General features: G+C 36.2%; 20 protein-coding genes. 15 read left to right on the top strand and 5 right to left on the bottom strand.

Annotation, left to right across the window (positions count from 1 at the left end):
* Window positions 1-104 precede the first annotated feature (104 nt).
* Together cls and P177_RS00330 are read left to right on the top strand one after the other, a co-directional pair.
* Window positions 105-1,532 carry a cardiolipin synthase gene (gene cls / locus P177_RS00335; protein WP_036150634.1) on the top strand — a complete coding sequence of 476 codons (1,428 nt, stop codon included), beginning with the start codon at window positions 105-107 and terminating at the stop codon, window positions 1,530-1,532.
* Between the two features lie 59 nt (window positions 1,533-1,591).
* Window positions 1,592-2,158, top strand: a complete 567-nt coding sequence (locus tag P177_RS00330) for a hypothetical protein (protein ID WP_036157520.1) — start codon at window positions 1,592-1,594, stop codon at window positions 2,156-2,158.
* A gap of 10 nt (window positions 2,159-2,168) precedes the next feature.
* Here the strand turns inward: P177_RS00330 and P177_RS00325 are convergent, their stop codons facing one another.
* The 4 genes from P177_RS00325 to P177_RS00310 form a co-directional block, all read right to left on the bottom strand.
* Window positions 2,169-3,692, bottom strand: a complete 1,524-nt coding sequence (locus P177_RS00325; protein ID WP_036150630.1) for a GH3 family domain-containing protein — start codon at window positions 3,690-3,692, stop codon at window positions 2,169-2,171.
* Window positions 3,693-3,844: 152 nt separating this feature from the next.
* Window positions 3,845-4,432: an SUKH-4 family immunity protein gene (locus tag P177_RS00320; RefSeq protein ID WP_036150627.1), complete on the bottom strand. Its 588-nt coding sequence runs from the start codon at window positions 4,430-4,432 to the stop codon at window positions 3,845-3,847.
* 131 nt (window positions 4,433-4,563) lie between these two features.
* Window positions 4,564-5,310 (bottom strand): hypothetical protein, encoded by a 747-nt coding sequence (locus tag P177_RS00315; RefSeq protein WP_036150625.1) that lies wholly within the window; start codon window positions 5,308-5,310, stop codon window positions 4,564-4,566.
* Window positions 5,311-5,372: 62 nt separating this feature from the next.
* Window positions 5,373-6,128 carry a sulfite exporter TauE/SafE family protein gene (locus P177_RS00310; RefSeq protein WP_036150623.1) on the bottom strand — a complete coding sequence of 252 codons (756 nt, stop codon included), beginning with the start codon at window positions 6,126-6,128 and terminating at the stop codon, window positions 5,373-5,375.
* A gap of 75 nt (window positions 6,129-6,203) precedes the next feature.
* Here P177_RS00310 and P177_RS00305 point away from each other — a divergent pair, with 75 nt between their 5' ends.
* Both P177_RS00305 and P177_RS00300 read left to right on the top strand, forming a co-directional pair.
* Window positions 6,204-8,015: a sodium:solute symporter family protein gene (locus P177_RS00305; protein WP_036150622.1), complete on the top strand. Its 1,812-nt coding sequence runs from the start codon at window positions 6,204-6,206 to the stop codon at window positions 8,013-8,015.
* A 7-nt stretch (window positions 8,016-8,022) separates the two neighbouring features.
* Window positions 8,023-9,111, top strand: coding sequence for an acyltransferase family protein (locus P177_RS00300; RefSeq protein ID WP_036150620.1), 1,089 nt, complete (start codon window positions 8,023-8,025; stop codon window positions 9,109-9,111).
* A gap of 4 nt (window positions 9,112-9,115) precedes the next feature.
* Here the strand turns inward: P177_RS00300 and P177_RS00295 are convergent, their stop codons facing one another.
* Complete coding sequence (locus P177_RS00295) at window positions 9,116-9,700, bottom strand: riboflavin synthase (RefSeq protein ID WP_036150617.1); 585 nt, start codon at window positions 9,698-9,700, stop codon at window positions 9,116-9,118.
* 138 nt (window positions 9,701-9,838) lie between these two features.
* Between P177_RS00295 and pdxA the strand changes: the two genes are divergently transcribed.
* From pdxA to P177_RS00240, 11 genes are all read left to right on the top strand, one after another.
* Complete coding sequence (gene pdxA / locus P177_RS00290; RefSeq protein ID WP_036150616.1) at window positions 9,839-10,891, top strand: 4-hydroxythreonine-4-phosphate dehydrogenase PdxA; 1,053 nt, start codon at window positions 9,839-9,841, stop codon at window positions 10,889-10,891.
* A gap of 122 nt (window positions 10,892-11,013) precedes the next feature.
* The gene (locus tag P177_RS00285) at window positions 11,014-11,544 is read left to right on the top strand and encodes a YceD family protein (RefSeq protein WP_036150613.1); all 531 of its coding nucleotides are present in this window, start codon (window positions 11,014-11,016) and stop codon (window positions 11,542-11,544) included.
* A 7-nt stretch (window positions 11,545-11,551) separates the two neighbouring features.
* Entirely contained in the window at window positions 11,552-11,749 is a 198-nt protein-coding gene (gene rpmF / locus P177_RS00280; protein ID WP_027065618.1) for a 50S ribosomal protein L32, read from the top strand.
* A 234-nt stretch (window positions 11,750-11,983) separates the two neighbouring features.
* The gene (locus P177_RS00275; RefSeq protein WP_036150611.1) at window positions 11,984-12,976 is read left to right on the top strand and encodes a beta-ketoacyl-ACP synthase III; all 993 of its coding nucleotides are present in this window, start codon (window positions 11,984-11,986) and stop codon (window positions 12,974-12,976) included.
* A gap of 33 nt (window positions 12,977-13,009) precedes the next feature.
* Complete coding sequence (gene accB, locus P177_RS00270) at window positions 13,010-13,498, top strand: acetyl-CoA carboxylase biotin carboxyl carrier protein (RefSeq protein ID WP_036150610.1); 489 nt, start codon at window positions 13,010-13,012, stop codon at window positions 13,496-13,498.
* 84 nt (window positions 13,499-13,582) lie between these two features.
* Window positions 13,583-14,935 carry an acetyl-CoA carboxylase biotin carboxylase subunit gene (gene accC / locus P177_RS00265; RefSeq protein WP_036150607.1) on the top strand — a complete coding sequence of 451 codons (1,353 nt, stop codon included), beginning with the start codon at window positions 13,583-13,585 and terminating at the stop codon, window positions 14,933-14,935.
* Window positions 14,936-15,022: 87 nt separating this feature from the next.
* Window positions 15,023-16,138: an NAD(P)/FAD-dependent oxidoreductase gene (locus P177_RS00260; protein WP_036150605.1), complete on the top strand. Its 1,116-nt coding sequence runs from the start codon at window positions 15,023-15,025 to the stop codon at window positions 16,136-16,138.
* A 173-nt stretch (window positions 16,139-16,311) separates the two neighbouring features.
* Window positions 16,312-16,920 carry a hypothetical protein gene (locus P177_RS00255; RefSeq protein ID WP_036150602.1) on the top strand — a complete coding sequence of 203 codons (609 nt, stop codon included), beginning with the start codon at window positions 16,312-16,314 and terminating at the stop codon, window positions 16,918-16,920.
* Window positions 16,907-17,377 carry a GreA/GreB family elongation factor gene (locus P177_RS00250; RefSeq protein WP_036150600.1) on the top strand — a complete coding sequence of 157 codons (471 nt, stop codon included), beginning with the start codon at window positions 16,907-16,909 and terminating at the stop codon, window positions 17,375-17,377. Before P177_RS00255 ends, P177_RS00250 begins: the two co-directional genes overlap by 14 nt.
* Before the next feature lie 14 nt (window positions 17,378-17,391).
* Window positions 17,392-18,165, top strand: coding sequence for an FKBP-type peptidyl-prolyl cis-trans isomerase (locus tag P177_RS00245; protein ID WP_167333082.1), 774 nt, complete (start codon window positions 17,392-17,394; stop codon window positions 18,163-18,165).
* A gap of 161 nt (window positions 18,166-18,326) precedes the next feature.
* Window positions 18,327-19,655: a GntP family permease gene (locus tag P177_RS00240; protein ID WP_036150595.1), complete on the top strand. Its 1,329-nt coding sequence runs from the start codon at window positions 18,327-18,329 to the stop codon at window positions 19,653-19,655.
* Window positions 19,656-19,663: the final 8 nt, after the last annotated feature.

Raw genomic sequence — 19,663 nt, 5'->3', positions numbered from 1 at the left:
TAGAACTAGTAATTAACTCGTTTAAAACTAAAAGTATCTTAAAAGGAATTTTGCAGTTAGGGCTAGGTCAATTTATACTATATTGTTGATAAACAATTAACAAGGTGGTAAATACTATTTTTTGGCTTGCTTACATAGCGGTAACGTTGTGGAGTATTGTCAATATTATTTTCAATGGATCTAAGGCTACTAAGATGATTAGTTGGTCCTTGTCCGTCATTATATTTCCTTTTTTAGGTCCGTTGTTGTACTATTTATTCGGTATCAACAGAAGAAAATTCAAGCTTTTCAAGTTAAAACAAAACGAAAAGAGAAAACTGTTCTCAGAAACATATAAAGAACTCGAGGGCGGAGAGCAAAGTGTTCATGAATTTGATGATTACAAGCAAGATAAGCTGGCATCCATAATTAGAAAGAACAGTTATTTCGCTCCATATAAAGGCAATGATGTTGCGTTGTTAAATAGTGGTGAAGAGACCTTCAATGCCATATTTAAGGCTATAGAAGAAGCCAAAGAATTTATACATCTTCAGTACTATATTCTTGAAGACGGTATGCTGCTTGATAGGTTTTATGAGTTGTTTCAAAAGAAGGTAAAAGAAGGTGTGGAAATTAGAATGTTGTATGATTCTTTTGGGAGCAATTCTATGCGTGGTAAGCGAGTAAAACGATTTAAGGATTTAGGGGTAAAGGCATTTTCAACCATGCCTATTCGTTTTGGAAATCTGTTGTTTACGCTCAATTATAGAAATCATAGAAAAATTATAGTTATTGATGGTAAAGTAGGATTTACTGGGGGATTCAATGTGTCTGATAAATACATGAAACCTGTTTCAGAATTAGGTGTTTGGCAAGATTTGCATTTGCGTATAGAAGGTCCTACGGTAAATAGTCTACAACGTGTATTCGTTAAAGATTATCACTTTGCCGGAAAGGAAGAATTACTGCTGCAGGATAAGTATTTTCCAAAGGTGGAACCTTCAGGAGATACGGTGGCACAAATAATTTCTAGTGGACCAGATTCTAGGTATCCGGCAATTATGCAACAGTATTTGGCAATGATCAATATTGCTACAACAAGTATCTGTATTGCCAACCCTTACTTTATACCTGGCGAACCGGTTTTAGAGGCTATTAGAATTGCAGCATTAAGCGGAGTTAAAGTTACTTTATTGACCCCTAAAATTTCAGATTCATTGCTTGCCCAATACAGCATGTTCTCCACTTTTGAAGCTTTGTTAGAAGTTGGGGCGAACATTTACTTAAGACCCGACTTTTCTCATAGTAAGGTCATTATCATTGATGGTGAAATAGTCTCTGTAGGTTCTGGTAATTTTGACTACCGAAGCTTTGAGCACAACTTTGAAACCAATGCTATACTGTATGACAAAGAAAAAGCATCGCATATAGAAAGACTTTTTACAAGACACTGTACAGATGATGCTAAAGTAGATTTAGAAAAGTTTAAAAAGAGATCACCCTTTAGTAAATTTTTAGAAGGTCTCGCCAAATTCTTTAGTCCGTTACTATGATATTGACCCCATTCAAAAAAACAATAAATTTCATAATCCTATTAATATTAAGTTACCCTATGGTTGCATCTGCACAACATACTATTCCCCCAATAATTAAAGAAGAAGCGCAAATTGCACTTTCACATTATCCTGAGCTTTCAGATGTGGCTATAGAATTTAAGTTCAAGAAGAATATCAAGAAATCTACCATGCAGGCGCAGCCTTCATTTTGGAGTGTCTTTAAATCCAAGAAAAACAGGTCTTATAAAATATTGATTAGTGAAAGAATAAAGATTGCAGATTCGGTTTACTATACTAAAGACATTCCTTCAGAAATAATGATCGGGTGGTTGGGTCATGAACTGGGCCATGTGATGGATTACCAACAACGTAGTGGTTTGAATTTAATAGGTTTTGGCTTTAAATATATTACCTCTAAAAAATACATTCGCGGGGCTGAACGCCGTGCAGATTCTTATGCGGTAAACCACGGCATGGAAACGTATATTCTAGCAACCAAAGAGTTCATTTTAAAGAAAGCTGGGTTAACCCAAAAGTATGTAGATAGAATTAAGAATTTCTATCTATCTCCTGAAGAAATAATGAATTTGGTGGAAGAAAGAGATGCTGCATTAAAAGAATAAAAGAGCTGAATTATTTCTGACTCTTGACAAAAGCTTCCCACTCGGCAAACTTATCCTCTTTCATTACGCGCTCCATTTTTACTTGTCCGCCTTTCTTTTTATTAAAGTCGTTCCAATCATGAAAAACAGTAGGGTCAATGGTAAAAACTTTCACTCCTTTTAAAGCTTTAGAACGGGCAACCTTGTAATTTTTATTGGCAGCTTTTAAAGATTCATCTAGTTTTTCAGCTATAGCTTCAGCGTCTTGTGTTGCTGTAGTACCCAAATACCAAGTGTGGTAAAATCCGTCCTCGAATTTTTTGGCACAAAGGGTATATTCAGGTATTTCAATATCAAAGGTTTCCATGATGTCTTGTAGTGCATCATCCAATTTATTGACAGATAATTGCGAGCCCACGGTGTTCAAGAAGAATTTGGTACGGCCTGTAATTTTAATTTCTGCACGTTCCACGTCGGCAAACTCAATGGTGTCTCCAATTAAATAACGCCATGCACCACTAACTGTGCTGATTATAAGTACATAGTTCTGACCGGTTTCAACCTCTGATAAAGTTAGTGAAGGAGCATCTTGAGAAAGAGAACCATCTTCTAAAATATAATCAGGATCAAAGGGAACAAACTCAAAATAGATTCCGTTATCCGTTACCAATTTCATGGCATCGGTTTCTGGTCTTGCTTGAAAGGCAATAAACCCTTCAGATGCTAAATAGGTGTCAATTACCGTTACCGGTTTGCCCATTAGGGCATTAAAACTCTTTTCGTACGGTCCAAATGCAACTCCGCCAGAAGTGTACACCTGCAGGTTAGGCCAAATCTCATGAATGTTGTTGAGGTTGTGCTTTTTAATGACTTCTTTCAGCATTAACTCGATCCATGATGGTATTCCGCTTAAGGCACCAATATCCCAATCTGCAGCTTTTTCGGCAATTTTTGCAACACGCTCGTCCCAGTCATCAATTTTGGCAATTTCCTTTCCAGGTTTGTAATATCCACTAAACCAAGATGGAATATTACTGGCACTAATACCGCTGATTTCACCTTCTAAATGGTCGTCGTTTTCAACCAAATCCGTAGAACTGCCCAGCATTAAAATTCCCGTTTCAAAGAAATCTGCCGGAAGGTCAAAATTTGATATTGCCAAAACTTGCTTTATTCCTGCTTGTCTTATAGCATCTATCATAGCATCGGTCACCGGAATACGTTTGCTTGTTTTACCAGTTGTACCAGAACTCAGCGCAAAATAATCAGGACTACCGGGCCACGTTACATCGGTCTGGTCTTCGTGCAATTTATGCCACCATTTTTCATTGATTTGATTATAGTCGAAATACGGCACGGCATCACGAAATGCTTGCTGAGGATCATCGCTTTCTAGAATATTATTGAAGTCATAGGCTTTTCCAAAAGAAGTATCTTTTGCGGTTTCTAAAAGGTTTTGAAGAACAGCTTTTTGATCTTCAATAGGGTTATCATCACCAGTAATTTTGTCGGTAATATCGATAACTCCTTTTATAAAATTTCCTATGATATTCATGTGTAACGGTATTTTAGGTTAGTACTGCTATATTACTGGTTACGTGGGGTAAAGATTAACCCTAATCTGAAATATGTGGACTTTATTGGGTTAAGGAGTTAAAAGATAATATTGAAACTTAATATTTCATTTTATATGAATCTTTAGAAACCTTATTCGTTTCGAAAATCTTTTCTCATTTCCAATTCCATTTCTATTTGCTCCAACCAAAATCCGTTTTGTTTTATAATTTTAGAATCTGCTAATAATAATTCCAATTTTAGGGGTTCAAACTGTTCATCAGAAAAATTAGAATTCATAAATGCGTCTTCTCCGTTTTCTTTTTGAACTCTTTCAATAAATTTTCTATAAGCAACTAAGCAGTCAGTCAATGAGCTAAAATTTGAGTTGAAAGGTTTGGAGGAGAAATAATCTTCATGGTCAAGATATTCTATTCGATGGTTTAATTCAGTATTTACAACGATGGGATCCCCGTCACTACAACTACCAATAACTATGTACTTATCAAATTCAGGCTCTAAAAACTCATAAATTTTTGTCAGCTTATGGATTCCCTTGTGTAAATCATCTGAATTCGTTACAAAACTAAGAAAGGGAGCAGCACTTTCTGGAAGTCCAACTGTGTTTAGAAATTGGATAGAGGCATCACATAATCCAAGTCCATTTAACCTATTTATACTAATAGGCTTAAGTTTTTCTTCATTTGAAGTCCATAATTTTTTAAATTCTTCTGGTTTCATTTATAAACGTGTTGAGAATAATTAATCTAAATCTAAAAACCCAATCCTTAACTAAGCATAATAAGCACAGCTCCCACAGAAATCAACACCAAAATAATTCTATTAATTGGACTTGTTTCTTTGGTAATATATTATTTGCCTACTATTTGAATATTGCCACATTTTGCATGCGATGTCCAAATCTTAGATGACACAAAATTGTATCTCAATAGCATTTCCCAACTTTCATTGTGGTATCTATATAGTAGGGTGTAACCTTCACCTTTACAACGGTGGTTTTCAAAAACCGAAATTTTAGCATATTTATGGTCTTTCGAAAATATTGGCTTAGAAATTTGAAAGTATATATTCTCTTCTTCATTAATTTCCTCGTCAATTTCCCAAGCTTTAACCAGTTCTTCGTTAAGTTTTTTATTTTCCCAAATCTTATTTTTATTCCAAAGAAGTTTTTTCTTTACTACTATGGAATGGCGTTTTTTATTTCTTAAAATACTATCGTATTTCCCGGGACTAATATTATACTTTACAAAAATGATACTCTTTGCTAGAGGTGGAGAAAACCTTTTAAACTTATTACTAGACAGAGTTTTTACATTTTTTAAAGAGTAGTTTGTCCAGTCTATAATTTCCTCATTTGATTTATATATCAAGTCTAAAGGAAAATTATTGCTTACCGATTTTAATTCTCTTATTTGATATTTTTGAAGCGAATCGTTTATAATAGGTTCTTCTAAACCTTCTTTAAATAATAAATATTGCTCAAAGTCTTTCGGAAAATTATGATCAATAACACTTTCAACTAAACTTGCAGTCATCGAATCTTGACTGAATATATTTAAGACAGAAAAAATTGAAAGTATTAAAATATAATTTTTCATCTAGTATCGAAAAAGGTCTTTAAAATTGATTTTCACACCAAAATAACTCAAACTTAAAAATTCTAACTAAGCATAATAAGCACAGCTCCCACAGCGGTCAAAACCAAAATCATCTTTCTAAAAAAAGCTTCCTTTATGTGTTTAATAAATCTTACTCCAACGAAGAAACCTAAAAGAATGCCTGGTAAAAGCATCAAGTTCAATTGTAAAGTTTCAATGGAAATGGTTTTCCAGACGAAAAAGTGAAATGGAAGTTTAATGATATTTACAATTAAAAATAACCAAGCTGCCGTACCTATAAATTGATTTTTTGGTAAGCGCATGGCTAAAAAGTAAATGTTAGAGAAAGCTCCCGCTAAATTACCCACCATGGTGGTAATACCTGCTATGGTACCAATGGCTCCGGCAAATGTCCAGTGAGATGGTACGTTCTTGTCTTTTTTGCGATCCCAATAAAACATCATACCAATAGTAATAATAATTATGATTGCCATGGCTATTTTAAAGAATTTTTCGGGCAGTTCGTTTCCTATGAATACACCTATTAATAGACCAACGAGCATCCACGGTAATACTTTAAAAACATATTTCCACTGTGTATATTTATTATAGTAGATAACGGAAAAAATATCAGCAAGAACTAGAAGAGGTACCACCATGCCTGTAGACTGTCTTGCGCCAAATGCTAAAGCCATAATGGTAACGTTCAAAACAGCAATTCCTTTAATGCCCGCTTTAGATAATCCTATAATAAAAGTGGCAATTGATGCCAAAATCCAAGTTGTTGGGGTAATTTCTGTAGTTATTGATAGAAGCACGTGGTACGTTTAGCGTATTAGATATAAAAATGTCCTAAAATAATATATCTTTAACAATCAACCTAAAACCAACTTATGGAACTCAGTACGCTAGACTATAGTTTTATTATAGTTTTCTTTTCCCTTGTCTTAGGCATAGGGTTTTATGTGTCAAAAACATCAGGTAAAAATTCATCGGAGTTTTTTCTATCGGGCCGTACGATGCCATGGTGGCTATTAGGGCTTTCAATGGTCGCAACTACTTTTTCAACGGATACACCCAATTTGGTGACAGATATTGTGCGTACCAACGGTGTTTCTGGTAACTGGGTATGGTGGTGTTTTTTAATCACGGGTATGTTGACTGTTTTCGTTTATGCAAAACTATGGCGTAAGTCAAATGTGAATACAGATTTAGAATTTTATGAAATGCGCTATGGCGGAAAACCTGCTAGTTTCTTAAGAAAATTCAGGGCAGTTTATTTAGGGGTTATTTTCAATGTAATAACCATGTCTGCCGTAACATTGGCAGCGATAAAAATAGGAAGCATTATGCTAGGTCTAGAACCTTGGCAAACGGTAATAAGTGCTGGTCTTATTACAGTAACCTTTAGCGCCCTTGGCGGATTCAAAGGGGTAGTGTATACAGATTTTCTTCTGTTTTTTGTAGCCATGGCAGGTGCCATAGGTGCTGCTTATTACTTGGTAAATCTTCCCGAAGTTGGCGGTATTGAAGCGTTAATGGCGAATGAAAATGTAACGGAGAAACTGAACATACTTCCAGATTTCAGTAACAAGAAAGCATTGATTACTTTATTTATTATTCCTCTAGCTGTACAATGGTGGAGTTCTTGGTACCCAGGTGCTGAACCAGGTGGTGGTGGTTATATTGCACAACGTATGTTGGCGGCAAAAGATGAAAATCACGCTATTGGAGCAACATTTTTCTTCAATATCATGCACTACGCATTAAGACCATGGCCATGGATTTTGGTTGCTTTGGCATCTATAGTAGTATATCCTGATTTGGCGAGTATACAAGAAGCTTTCCCAAATGTAACTGCCGATAAATTGGGGCATGATTTAGCGTATTCCGCAATGTTGACCAAACTGCCTAGCGGATTATTGGGTGTTGTGTTGGCATCCTTGGTAGCTGCGTATATGAGTACCATTAGTACACAGTTAAATTGGGGGTCGTCATACATTGTATTTGATTTTTATAAGCAGCAGATAAACCCGAATGCATCTGAAAAAAGATTGGTGGCAGTGGGTAGAATATCTACTATAGTTTTAATGTTGTTCAGTGCTGCATTAGCCTTGTTGCTTCAAAATGCACTTCAGTTATTTGATATTTTGTTGGCATTTGGTGCAGGTACCGGACTCATATTTATCTTAAGATGGTTCTGGTGGAGAATTAATGCATGGAGTGAGATTACTGCGATGTTCGCATCGGGTATTATTTCTATCATATTAAAACTAACTCCCGTAGGTGCATATCTTTTTGCTACGGAAACAGGCGTTTTGCCAGACTGGTCAGAATACATATTTATTGTAGTGTTGACTACGGTGATTTGGTTGATAGCGACATTTATGACACAACCAGAATCTAACGATACCTTAAGAAGTTTCTATAAGAAAATACAACCAGGTGGTCCGGGTTGGTCAAAAGTGGTAGCCGATGCAAAAACCGATGCAGTAGAGATTGTAAAAGATAAAGAAAAGTGGAGTGTACCCGCAGGTATAACGGCAATGTTGTTAGGGGTTATTCTAATTTATTCTATAATGTTCGCTACAGGGTATTGGATCTATGGTAGAACCACACAAGCTATTGTTTTAACCGTAGTATCAGCAATTGCAGGAGTGTTGTTGATTAAAGCTTGGAACCGCTTAAAAGGTAATATCTTATAGTAATAGGATGATAAAAGACAGAATTTTATCGGTCGATATTTTTAGGGGAGCTACCATATTACTAATGGTCTTGGTAAATACACCAGGTACATGGTCTAATGTTTATGCCCCTTTTTTGCATGCCGATTGGCATGGCTATACGCCGACCGATTTAGTTTTTCCTTTCTTCTTATTTATTGTGGGTACATCAATTGCATTCTCCTATAAAAATAGAACCGTAAATGCTAAAGCCTACAAGAAGATTGCGGTAAGAGCATTGAAGTTAATTCTATTAGGACTCTTCTTAGGAGCATTTATTATTCACTTTCCGTTCTTTAAAAATTTCGGTGATATTCGTTTTCCTGGGGTGTTGCAACGCATAGGTGTCGTGTTCTTTTTTGCCGCATTGTTATTCATCAACCTGAATTGGAAACAGTTGATTTGGGTAACAGTGATATTATTAATAGGATATTGGTTGTTGATGACTTTTGTTCCTGTAGACGGAGTGACATCAACATTAGAAAGGGCACCAAATAATTTAGCCAATTGGATAGATGTAAAAGTATTCGGTTCTCACAATTACAAAGCAGATTATGACCCAGAAGGATTGTTAAGTACCATACCTTCAATCGCAAGCTCCTTATTAGGAATATTTACAGGTCTTATTTTAACCAGCAAGCAAGAAAAGAAAGCCACCATTTTAATGGGGTTGGGCGGTAGTCTTCTTATTATAGGACATATTTGGGATATTATTTTTCCAATCAATAAAGCCCTTTGGACAAGTAGTTTTGTATTGGTCACTGCAGGTTGGGCAAACCTTATTTTAGCTTTGATTTATTATTTGACAGATGTAAAGAAAATAGAATTTGGTTCTATATTCAGGTATGCAGGTGCAAATGCCATCGTTATTTATTTCCTTTCAAGTTTTATCAGTAAGGTAATGGGGCAAGTACAAATTGGCGACACCTCTTTACATGGGTGGTTGTTCCAAAAAATATATGTCCATGATTTTTTGGCACTAGAAACATCGTCCCTTTTATATGGGTTGAGTGTAGTGCTATTCTATAGCCTTGTGGGCTATATTCTATATCAGAAAAAGATATTTATTAAGGTATAGCTGGTTATTTCGCCATCAATTTTGCAACATACTTCCCAATAACGTCAAACTCCAGGTTTACAATGGTACCCGGTTTATAGGTGTTAAATCTAGTATGTTCGTAGGTGTAAGGTATAATAGCTACGTCAAAAGAATTTTTTCCAGAATTAACAACGGTTAAACTAGTACCGTCAATGGTAATAGATCCTTTTTCAATGGTGGGGTTACCAGTTTTTACATCGTAGGTGAAAGAAAATATCCAACTACCATTATCTTCTTTTACGCTAGTACATTCCCCGGTTTGATCTACATGACCTTGAACAATATGGCCGTCTAACCTAGACCCTAAAATCATGGCACGTTCCAAGTTTACAACATCATTGGTTTTAAGCGTATCTAAGTTGGTTTTATTCAGTGTTTCTGCAATGGCAGTTACCGTGTAAGTAGTATCAGTAAGACTTACAACCGTTAAGCAAACGCCGTTATGTGCAACACTTTGATCTATTTTAAGTTCAGGAGTTAAGCTAGATTCTATAGTGATATCTAAGTTTCCGCCTTTGGCTTCCAGAGAAGTAACTTTACCTAATGTTTCAATAATTCCCGTAAACATGTGTCGTTTAATTTAAGTAATTTTGTCCTTTAATATGTGTCCCAATATTTAAATTAGGACGACCACTTTGCTTCTCCTTTTGGAAAGTTAAAACCAATTTTACGGTTTTTAAGTGGGGTTACAAAGGTACAGATTATCATGGAGGAAAATAGGAAAATAAGGTTAGGCATCTCAATAGGAGACTTAAACGGAATAGGATGTGAAGTTGCATTAAAAACATTCCAAGACAGCAGAATGTTAGACTTCTGTACTCCCGTTATTTTTGCCTCTAATAAAACGGTTTCCTTTCAAATGAAGCAGTTGAAACTTAATGTTGTTTTCAACGGAATTCCAGATGCGTCAAAAGCGATAGATAATAAGGTCAATATTGTAAATGTCTGGAAAGAAGTGCCAAGAATTGATTTTGGACAAGCAACTAAAGCTGGTGGTGAATATGCCATTAAATCTCTACGAGCAGCAGTAGATGCATTAAAAAAAGGAGATATAGATGTGTTGGTAACCGCACCGATCAACAAGAATAATATTCAGTCAGATGAATTTAAATTTCCAGGACATACAGACTTTTTAGCGCAAGAGCTGGATGGTGAGAGTTTAATGTTTATGGTAACAGATACCTTAAAGGTAGGTCTGTTGACAGATCACGTAGCGGTAAAGGATGTCTCTGCAGCTATAATACCGAGGTTAATACGCGATAAGATCAATACCATTGAAAAATCATTGAAGATGGATTTTGGTATTCGCAAACCAAAAATAGCTTTATTGGGTATAAATCCGCATAGTGGAGATAACGGAGTAATTGGCAAAGAAGACGATGAGGTAATGAAGCCCGTGATAAAAGAAATGTCAAATATGGGTCATTTAGTATATGGACCGTACTCAGCAGATAGTTTTTTTGGATCTGATGGTTATAAAAAGTTCGATGCCATTTTAGCGGCATATCATGACCAAGGGTTAATCCCTTTTAAAACCATATCATTTGGTCAAGGAGTAAATTTCACGGCAGGGCTAAGTAAAGTGAGAACATCACCAGATCATGGAACAGCCTATGAAATAGCAGGAAAAGGCGTGGCAGACGAGAGTTCTTTTAAAGAAGCTGTCTTTATGGCATTAAAGATTTTTAAGAACAGAACGGAGTACGAAGAGCTCACTAAAGACGTATTAAAAAAGCAACGTTTAAAGAGAGAACGTTAAAATTTAGTTAGATTAAAAAGTTATAAAGATAAATAGTTGATAACTATTGTCTTTTATCAAAATTATAGTATCTTTGCACCCGCCTTTTGTGGGCGATTAGTGTTAATTTAAGTGTGTACGTGATGAAGCAAAAGGAGTTCAATATTCCTTTCTCAGGATTGAAGCAAGGAAAACACAACTTTAATTACCAGATTGACAATACGTTCTTTGATTCTTTTGGATATGATGAGTTCAACGCTGCCAGCATCAATTTAGATGTGGTACTTCATAAAACAAGTACTATGATGGAGGTTGATATGGAGGCATCTGGAACAGTGAATGTTGATTGTGACATTACTAGCGAACCGTATGATCAAGCTATAAGCGGAGATTTACATTTGGTGGTAAAGTTTGGTGAAGAGTATAATGACGAGAATGATGAAATATTGATTCTTCCTCATAACGAGCACCAATTGAACATTGCGCAATACGTGTATGAAATGCTAGTATTGGCAGTTCCGCAAAAAAGAATTCACCCTGGTATTGAAGATGGCACTTTAGAATCTGAAGTGTTAGACAGGTTAAAGGAGCTTCAACCAAAAGAGAAAAGATCAGATAAAGAAGAAAACGATCCCAGATGGGACGCATTAAAGAAACTATTAACGGATAAATAAGGTTTAAATGGCACATCCTAAAAGAAAAATTTCCAAAACAAGGAGAGACAAAAGAAGAACACATTACAAAGCAGTAGCACCTACATTGGCTACCGATTCTACAACTGGCGAGACTCACCTTTTTCACAGAGCTCATTGGCACGAAGGTAAATTACATTATAGAGGTCAAGTTTTGGTTGACAAAACTGAAGAAGCAGAAGCTTAAGAACCTTTTAGATTATACTATACTCCCACTTCATTTGAAGTAGGGAGTTTTTTTTTAGCCCAATTTGTATTTTACACCCTTGTTACTCAGATAAATTAACTGGTAATAGAGGTATGGCTATTAATTGCAATTTTTCAAAAACCCGATAACTTTACCCAAAAAGTCGTTGAAAATCACTAATTTTCATGACTTTTGACAGGTTTTTTAAGTTTTTTACAAGAAAGCAAATAAAGTATGACCAAAATTACAGCAGCTATTACCGCGGTAGGAGGCTATGTTCCCCAGTTTGTAATGACCAACAAAATGCTAGAGGATTTGGTTGAAACCAATGACGAATGGATTACTACCAGAACGGGCATTAAGGAAAGAAGGGTACTTAAAAAGGAAGAGGGAGAAGGTACGTCGTATTTAGCCATTAAAGCGGCAAAGGACCTAATGGAAAAGAAGGGGCTAGATGCTTCTGAAATAGACCTTATTATAGTTTCTACGGCAACACCAGATAGTATGGTTGCTTCTACAGCAGCTTTCGTGGCTTCAGAAATAGGAGCGGTCAATGCTTTTGCCTATGATTTATTGGCGGCCTGTTCAAGTTTTCTTTTTGGCATGTCCACAGCCGCAGGTCATATAGAAACAGGTAGATATAAAAAAGTACTATTAATAGGTGCAGATAAAATGTCATCTATTATTGACTATACCGATCGTACCACATGTATCATTTTTGGAGATGGTGCCGGTGCAGTTCTTTTTGAACCTAATACAGAAGGGCTTGGTTTACAAGATGAGTATTTGAGAGCAGACGGTAGCGGTAGACAATATTTGGGCATGGAAGGTGGCGGATCAATTATGCCGGCGACTATAGAAAGTGTTACCAATAAAAAACACTTCATTTTTCAAGAAGGAAAAACGGTATTCAAATTTGCTGTTTCCAATATGGCAGATGTAGCGGCAAAGATCATGGATAGAAATGATCTTACCGAGTCAGATGTAGATTGGCTAGTGCCACATCAGGCGAACAAACGTATTATTGATGCTACAGCCAAAAGAATGGGTGTAGGTGAATCAAAAGTGTTGATGAATATTCAACGTTACGGTAACACCACTTCAGCAACACTACCATTATTATTATTTGATTACGAAAAACAGCTTAAAAAAGGAGATAACCTAGTATTTGCAGCCTTTGGTGGTGGTTTTACATGGGGTTCTATCTACCTTAAATGGGCGTATTAACTAACAACAACTACCAATTATAACTTAGAAAATATGGATATTAAAGAAATTCAAAGCCTTATCAAGTTTGTTGCCAAGTCTGGCGCTAGCGAGGTAAAACTGGAAACGGATGATATTAAGATCACCATTCGTACCGGAAGCTTAACTGGTAATTCTGAACCAACTTACGTGCATACTATGCCTATGGCGCAGCCAGCAGCGGCACCGGTAGCAGCGGCACCTGCAGCTCCTGCAGAAGCAGCTACACCTGCAGCTCCTGCAGCAGAGGCGGAAGATGATAAGTATATTACAATAAAGTCTCCTATCATTGGTACATTCTACAGAAAACCTTCTCCAGACAAACCTGTTTTTGTTGAAGTAGGTCAGACTATTGGTACGGGAGATGTACTTTGTGTTATTGAGGCAATGAAATTGTTCAACGACATAGAATCTGAAGTTTCTGGTAAAATCGTTAAGATTTTGGTAGACGATTCTTCACCGGTAGAGTTTGATCAACCATTATTCTTGGTAGATCCTTCTTAACTAAATTTTGAGTAGTTATTGTTAGATACCGCTGTTCTGCGGTGTGTAAGAATTATGTAGAACCAAGAACTTAAAATTTAAAAGATGTTTAAAAAAATACTGATTGCCAATAGGGGAGAAATCGCTTTGCGTGTTATCCGTACCTGTAAAGAAATGGGTATTAAAACGGTAGCCGTATATAGTAAGGCAGATGAAGAAAGTTTACATGTGCGTTTTGCAGATGAGGCTGTATGTATTGGTCCTGCCGCTAGTAGTGAATCCTATTTAAAGATCCCAAATATAATTGCAGCTGCAGAGATTACAAATGCAGATGCCATTCACCCAGGCTATGGTTTTCTTTCAGAAAATTCAAAGTTCTCACGTATCTGTGCAGAGCACGATATAAAATTCATTGGTGCCTCTGGTGATCAAATAGACAAAATGGGAGATAAGGCTACGGCCAAAGAAACTATGAAAGAAGCTGGCGTACCTTGTGTACCAGGTTCAGAAGGTCTATTGAAAGATGTTGCAGATGCCAAGAAGATAGCAAAGAAAATGGGCTATCCGGTAATGATCAAAGCTACTGCAGGTGGTGGTGGTAAAGGTATGCGTGCCGTATTTTCCGAAGATAAAATGGAAGAGCTTTTTGATAGTGCCGTTAACGAAGCAACTGCTGCTTTTGGCAATGGTGGTATGTATATGGAAAAGCTGATTGAAGAGCCAAGACATATTGAAATTCAAATTGTTGGTGATCAATTCGGTAAAGCTTGTCACTTGTCAGAAAGAGATTGTTCTGTACAACGTCGTCACCAAAAGTTGACAGAGGAGACTCCGTCACCTTTCATGACAGATAAGTTAAGAGAGCAAATGGGTGAAGCTGCGGTTAAAGCTGCAGAATACATAAAATATGAAGGCGCTGGTACCATAGAATTTTTGGTAGACAAGCACCGTAAGTTCTATTTTATGGAAATGAATACCCGTATTCAAGTAGAGCACCCTATTACAGAGCAGGTTATTGATTACGATTTAATTCGTGAGCAAATACTTGTAGCTGCAGGTGTGCCGATTTCAGGTAAAAATTACCTTCCAAAATTACATTCTATCGAGTGTAGAATTAATGCGGAAGATCCTTATAATAACTTTAGACCATCACCAGGTAAGATTACAACCTTACATACGCCAGGTGGTCATGGAGTACGTATGGATACGCATGTATATAGTGGGTACAGTATTCCACCTAACTATGATTCTATGATCGCAAAACTGATTACTACTGCCCAAACTAGGGAAGAGGCAATCAACAAAATGAAGCGAGCTTTAGATGAATTCGTAATTGAGGGAATAAAAACGACCATTCCTTTCCACAGGCAGTTAATGGACCACCCGGATTATTTGGCTGGTAATTATACAACAGCTTTTATGGACGATTGGAAAATGGATCCTCAACCAGAAAATTAATAACGAACTCCAACAGCAATGTTGGAGTTTTTTTATGTTCTTTTTTAAGATTGATTTTTTATCTTATATCAGAATCAAAATACGACTATGAATTTAAGCTACTGGGAACGTACATCTTGGTTTTCAAATATCGATTTTACTATTGTAGGTAGTGGAATAGTAGGTTTAAACTGTGCTTTAGAATTAAGACTAAAGCATCCTAAAGCACGCATTCTTATTTTGGAAAAAGGAAAACTTCCTCAAGGTGCCAGTACCAAAAATGCAGGGTTCGCCTGTTTTGGTAGTATTTCAGAAATTTTATCAGACTTAAAAATCCATTCAGAACAAGAAGTACTGCAATTGGTTCAAGATCGGTTTGATGGAATACAATCGCTACGTACGTTGTTAGGGGATGACGCAATTGGTTATCAGAATAATGGCGGACACGAATTATTTTTAAATCAGGATGTAGCGTTATATGAGAGCTGTCTAAAGGAATTAACGCGGGTCAATGAGCTACTACAGCCCGTCTTTAAGAATGATGCCTTTAAAGTCACGCCAAATAGTTTTAATTTCAATGGAATAAGGAGTAATTACATTTCTCAGGTATTTGAAGGGCAAATTAATACCGGTAAGATGATGTCAGCTTTAGTGCAATTAGCACAGCAAAAAGGCATCACAATTGTAAATTCAACCCAAGTACATTCTTTTGAAGATGTAGGTGCAAAAGTAATAGTCAGAACAAATGACCTGGAATTCACGACCAAAAAATTACTGATAGCGACAAATGGTTTTGCTGCTCAACTACTGTCAGAGAAGGTAAAACCTGCACGGGCACAAGTATTGATTACCAAGCCGATTAAAGACCTACATATAAAAGGAACATTTCATCTAGAAGAAGGCTACTATTACTTCCGCAATATTGATAATAGAATTTTATTGGGCGGTGGTCGTAATCTGGATTTTAAAACCGAAGAAACTACTGAGTTTGGAACAACCCGTTTAGTAGAAAATAAACTCCAAGGGTTGTTGAAATCAGTCATTTTACCAAAAACCGTTTTTGAAATCGATTACAGCTGGAGCGGTATTATGGGCGTTGGTAAACAAAAGAAACCAATACTTAAACAACTATCTGGTAATGTAGCATGCGGTGTTCGTTTAGGAGGTATGGGTATTGCTATCGGCAGTACTATTGGAAAAAAATTAGCCAATACTTTAGACTAGGAAATTATTCCGTTCACCCCATTTTTTGAAATCTTATCAAAAAGTCGGGTCTACTCTTGTATTTATTTATAAATTGTATGCCCCCTCAGATTATCTATTACCCAAAAATGCACTTATTGGTTTGCCATAGAACAGTAAACTTTTAAGATGGTTTGTAATAGCATGTATACTATATGAAAACATTGATCAGAAGAAGTACTTTGGCTACACTAATGGCCGTTATAGGAATATTATGTCTAAATAGCTGTGGTTTGTCTAAAACCCACTACCAGCGAGAATATGCAAAAGTTTGGAAAGAACATATAAAAAGTGAGGCTTGGAAACAATCCCTTATTGCCGATAATTCATATACTAAAGATGATTTATATGCCAGTTCAGATGAAGAAGTGGCATTGGCAGAAGATAATATGGAATCAGGTTTCAATTCTAAGTATGAATCTTTAGTGTCTAGAGCTTACTTTAAAATTATTACCGAAGCAGAAAAAGCAGACGCTCAAATTACGGCAGATTATAAGTTGCTAAACGATACCGAATCTACTGTAAAGGTAGATAAGAAAAAAGTTCAAGCAATTACAAACCGTTATGAAGCACATAAAGCAATGTTAAGCGGACTTAAATCATGGAATATTTTTAGTGATGATCGCTCTGGTGATTTAGATTATTTTAAGGCTGAAAATGAAATAGAGATTCAAAACATGATAAGTGGTGGTGAAAGTGATAATCAAATCGTAAATTACTTGATCTATAAACTAGCAGATCTGTATCACATTGAAGGAAACTGAATCACTTGATAACTTAAAGAATGGCGCTCATAATTTTTGCTTGCAATTTGTTGACGATAGGTCAACTAGAATACAGAATCAAATTAAAGAATTAGAGTCTGCCTTAACCTCAGAGACAAAAAGCAGTGCTGGTGACAAGCATGAGACTGGTCGCGCAATGATACAATTAGAGCGAGAAAAATTAGGTCAGCAATTGGCGGAATTAGAAAAAACACAACAATTACTTTCAAAAGTACCAAAAGACAGAAATGCCCCAACGGTAGGGTTGGGTAGTTTGGTCATCACAGATACCTTCATATATTACATTGCTATATCTGCAGGAGAATTTAAAAGCAAACCTAAGTCCGTCTATTGTATTTCTGCCGCAACACCTATTGGTAAACTTGTGTTTGGTAAGAAAGTAGGCGATGTTTTTAGTTTTAATGGTAAGGAGTTGGCTATTGTTGGTGTAATATGATTTCAACTATTAATATGAAAAAGATCTTTCTTCTTTTTGTTTTAATTATTTCATTCAGTTCTTGTAATCAGGGAGGGAAAGAGGAGAGAAGAGATATAATATTAGGTGATACAATAATTACAGCTAGTGGATTAAAATATATCTTTTTAAAAGAGGGTGACGGCAGACCAATTCATTCGAGATCTAAAGTGGAAGCATATATGGATTTGTACCTAAATGAATCTGATTCCATTTTTTGGTCAACATCCACAGAAGAAGATTCCATTATTAGATTTATTCATGGGGTAACTTTTATGATTAATGGGTTTGAAGAACTAAATAACTACTTGGTTGAAGGAGATGAGGTAACTGCTATTCTACCAGATTCAATTGCTTATGGAAAGGAAGGTGGTAATGGAATACCAGCGGCTGCTACTTTAATTTACAATCCATTAATCGTAAAAAAAGTTTCAGAACCTAAAAGGTTAATAAGTGATACACTTCAAATCATTACTATCAAAAAAGGTTCTCAAGCTGCAATTAACTTTTATAGTAAAACAATTAATAGTGAGTTAAAAGAGGAGTTTCATACGGATACGGAATTAATATTCAATTTACTTGATTCGCTAATAGACAAAAAATTTTATCAGGAAACTGAAAAATTATCAAAGTATTTTGAAAAAAGAACCAAGAATGTTTTTGAGTTACAAACCTTTGCTTATTATGAAATGCTTGGGTTAGAAGAGCAAGGTAAAGTCAATGACGCTATGCTAATTGTAGATGAGCAACTAGAGAAAGAATCGCATTAGGAATGGTGGAATGATAAAAGAATCGAATTATTACAGAAGCTAGACTCCTTGCAAGTAAATTAGTGCTTTGCTGAAATAGAAAGACTTGACTAAACTTTTTAAATAGGATTTGGTTAAATTGTTACTTAGTTCAACTCAATTAATAATTACAGCCACCAATCATGGAAATATTTTACCTATTTCTTGCAGTCATTGCCATAATTATATTAACGACAAAGCTTAAGATTCATGCTTTTTTAGCATTGTTCATCATTTCAATTTTATACGGCGTTTTTGCAGGTATGCCTTATGCTGATATCATTGTTTCTATAAATGACGGTTTTGGCGGAACGCTAGGTAAAATTGGGTTGATTATAGTTCTTGGGGTCATCATTGGTGCTTTTCTAGAACATACTGGTGGGGCATTTGCCATTGCGGAGAAAGTATTGGGTATAATAGGGAAGAAACGGGTAACCATGGCAATGGGAATCATTGGCTATATTGTTTCTATTCCGGTGTTTGCGGATAGTGGTTTTATGCTGCTACATCCTTTGAATAAAAGTCTTTCCAAGAAAGCTAAAATATCAATTGCCGGTCCGGCAATAGCATTAGGTTTGGGTTTAATGGCATCACATACAATGGTGCCGCCAACTCCTGGTCCTATAGCTGCAGCAGGTATTCTTGGTGCAGATTTAGGTTTGGTTATTGCCTTTGGGTTTCCAACAAGTATTGTCGCCTTGATTGTCGGAATCATATTCGCTAAGAAATATGCATCTAAAACCATGATAGCGCCTGATGTTGAAGATGCTTTAGAAGCAGAACAAGAAATTAAAGATTCGCCCAGTGCTTTAAAAGCATCTATACCCATTCTGGTTCCCATTTTTCTAATTGTTTTGAAGTCCGTACTAAACTCCATGGATATCGGACAAGAAAACGGACTATTAGATTTTATCAATTTTGTGGGTGAGCCAGTTATATCGTTATTAATTGGCGTATTCTTATGCCTGCTCTTGCCTAAAAAATTAAATTATGATATGCTCTCATCAGCTGGTTGGGTAGGTAAAGCAATTAAAGATGCTGCTTCTATTTTATTGATTACAGGTGCAGGTGGCATATTTGGTAAAATATTACAGAATTCCGGCATTGCAGAAATTCTAGGGCAAACATTGACCGATTATAATATGGGTATTTTCTTGCCTTTTGTTTTAGCGGCAGCGTTGAAAACAGCGCAAGGTTCTTCAACGGTGGCATTGGTAACAACAGCATCCATAATAATGCCGATGATGTCATCACTTGGTTTTGATACCGAAATACAAAAAGCTCTAGTCGTAGTTGTTATTGGTGCGGGTTCTGCTGTAATATCTCATGCAAACGATAGTTTCTTTTGGGTGGTAACGCAAATGAGCCGTATGAATGTAAAGACAGGGTATCGTCTTTTTGGCTTAGGCACTGGAGTGCTTGGTCTAACAGGAGCCATAACCGTATTTGTATTCTATTCCATTTTCGCATAAATGGATTT

Origin of the sequence: Maribacter forsetii DSM 18668 (assembly GCF_000744105.1) — a bacterium.
Classification (GTDB): domain Bacteria; phylum Bacteroidota; class Bacteroidia; order Flavobacteriales; family Flavobacteriaceae; genus Maribacter; species Maribacter forsetii.
Note: the sequence above shows the minus strand (reverse complement) of the source record. Positions and strands in the feature narration are given on the sequence as shown.

Excerpts from the sequence above, each read along its gene's own strand:
- P177_RS00330 (WP_036157520.1), top strand. The coding sequence starts at position 1,592 with ATGGTTGCATCTGCACAACATACTATTCCCCCAATAATTAAAGAAGAA.
- P177_RS00325 (WP_036150630.1), bottom strand. The coding sequence starts at position 3,692 with ATGAATATCATAGGAAATTTTATAAAAGGAGTTATCGATATTACCGAC.
- P177_RS00320 (WP_036150627.1), bottom strand. The coding sequence starts at position 4,432 with ATGAAACCAGAAGAATTTAAAAAATTATGGACTTCAAATGAAGAAAAA.
- P177_RS00315 (WP_036150625.1), bottom strand. The coding sequence starts at position 5,310 with ATGAAAAATTATATTTTAATACTTTCAATTTTTTCTGTCTTAAATATA.
- P177_RS00305 (WP_036150622.1), top strand. The coding sequence starts at position 6,204 with ATGGAACTCAGTACGCTAGACTATAGTTTTATTATAGTTTTCTTTTCC.
- P177_RS00300 (WP_036150620.1), top strand. The coding sequence starts at position 8,023 with ATGATAAAAGACAGAATTTTATCGGTCGATATTTTTAGGGGAGCTACC.
- P177_RS00295 (WP_036150617.1), bottom strand. The coding sequence starts at position 9,700 with ATGTTTACGGGAATTATTGAAACATTAGGTAAAGTTACTTCTCTGGAA.
- pdxA (WP_036150616.1), top strand. The coding sequence starts at position 9,839 with ATGGAGGAAAATAGGAAAATAAGGTTAGGCATCTCAATAGGAGACTTA.
- P177_RS00285 (WP_036150613.1), top strand. The coding sequence starts at position 11,014 with ATGAAGCAAAAGGAGTTCAATATTCCTTTCTCAGGATTGAAGCAAGGA.
- rpmF (WP_027065618.1), top strand. The coding sequence starts at position 11,552 with ATGGCACATCCTAAAAGAAAAATTTCCAAAACAAGGAGAGACAAAAGA.
- P177_RS00275 (WP_036150611.1), top strand. The coding sequence starts at position 11,984 with ATGACCAAAATTACAGCAGCTATTACCGCGGTAGGAGGCTATGTTCCC.
- accB (WP_036150610.1), top strand. The coding sequence starts at position 13,010 with ATGGATATTAAAGAAATTCAAAGCCTTATCAAGTTTGTTGCCAAGTCT.
- accC (WP_036150607.1), top strand. The coding sequence starts at position 13,583 with ATGTTTAAAAAAATACTGATTGCCAATAGGGGAGAAATCGCTTTGCGT.
- P177_RS00260 (WP_036150605.1), top strand. The coding sequence starts at position 15,023 with ATGAATTTAAGCTACTGGGAACGTACATCTTGGTTTTCAAATATCGAT.
- P177_RS00255 (WP_036150602.1), top strand. The coding sequence starts at position 16,312 with ATGAAAACATTGATCAGAAGAAGTACTTTGGCTACACTAATGGCCGTT.
- P177_RS00245 (WP_167333082.1), top strand. The coding sequence starts at position 17,392 with ATGAAAAAGATCTTTCTTCTTTTTGTTTTAATTATTTCATTCAGTTCT.
- P177_RS00240 (WP_036150595.1), top strand. The coding sequence starts at position 18,327 with ATGGAAATATTTTACCTATTTCTTGCAGTCATTGCCATAATTATATTA.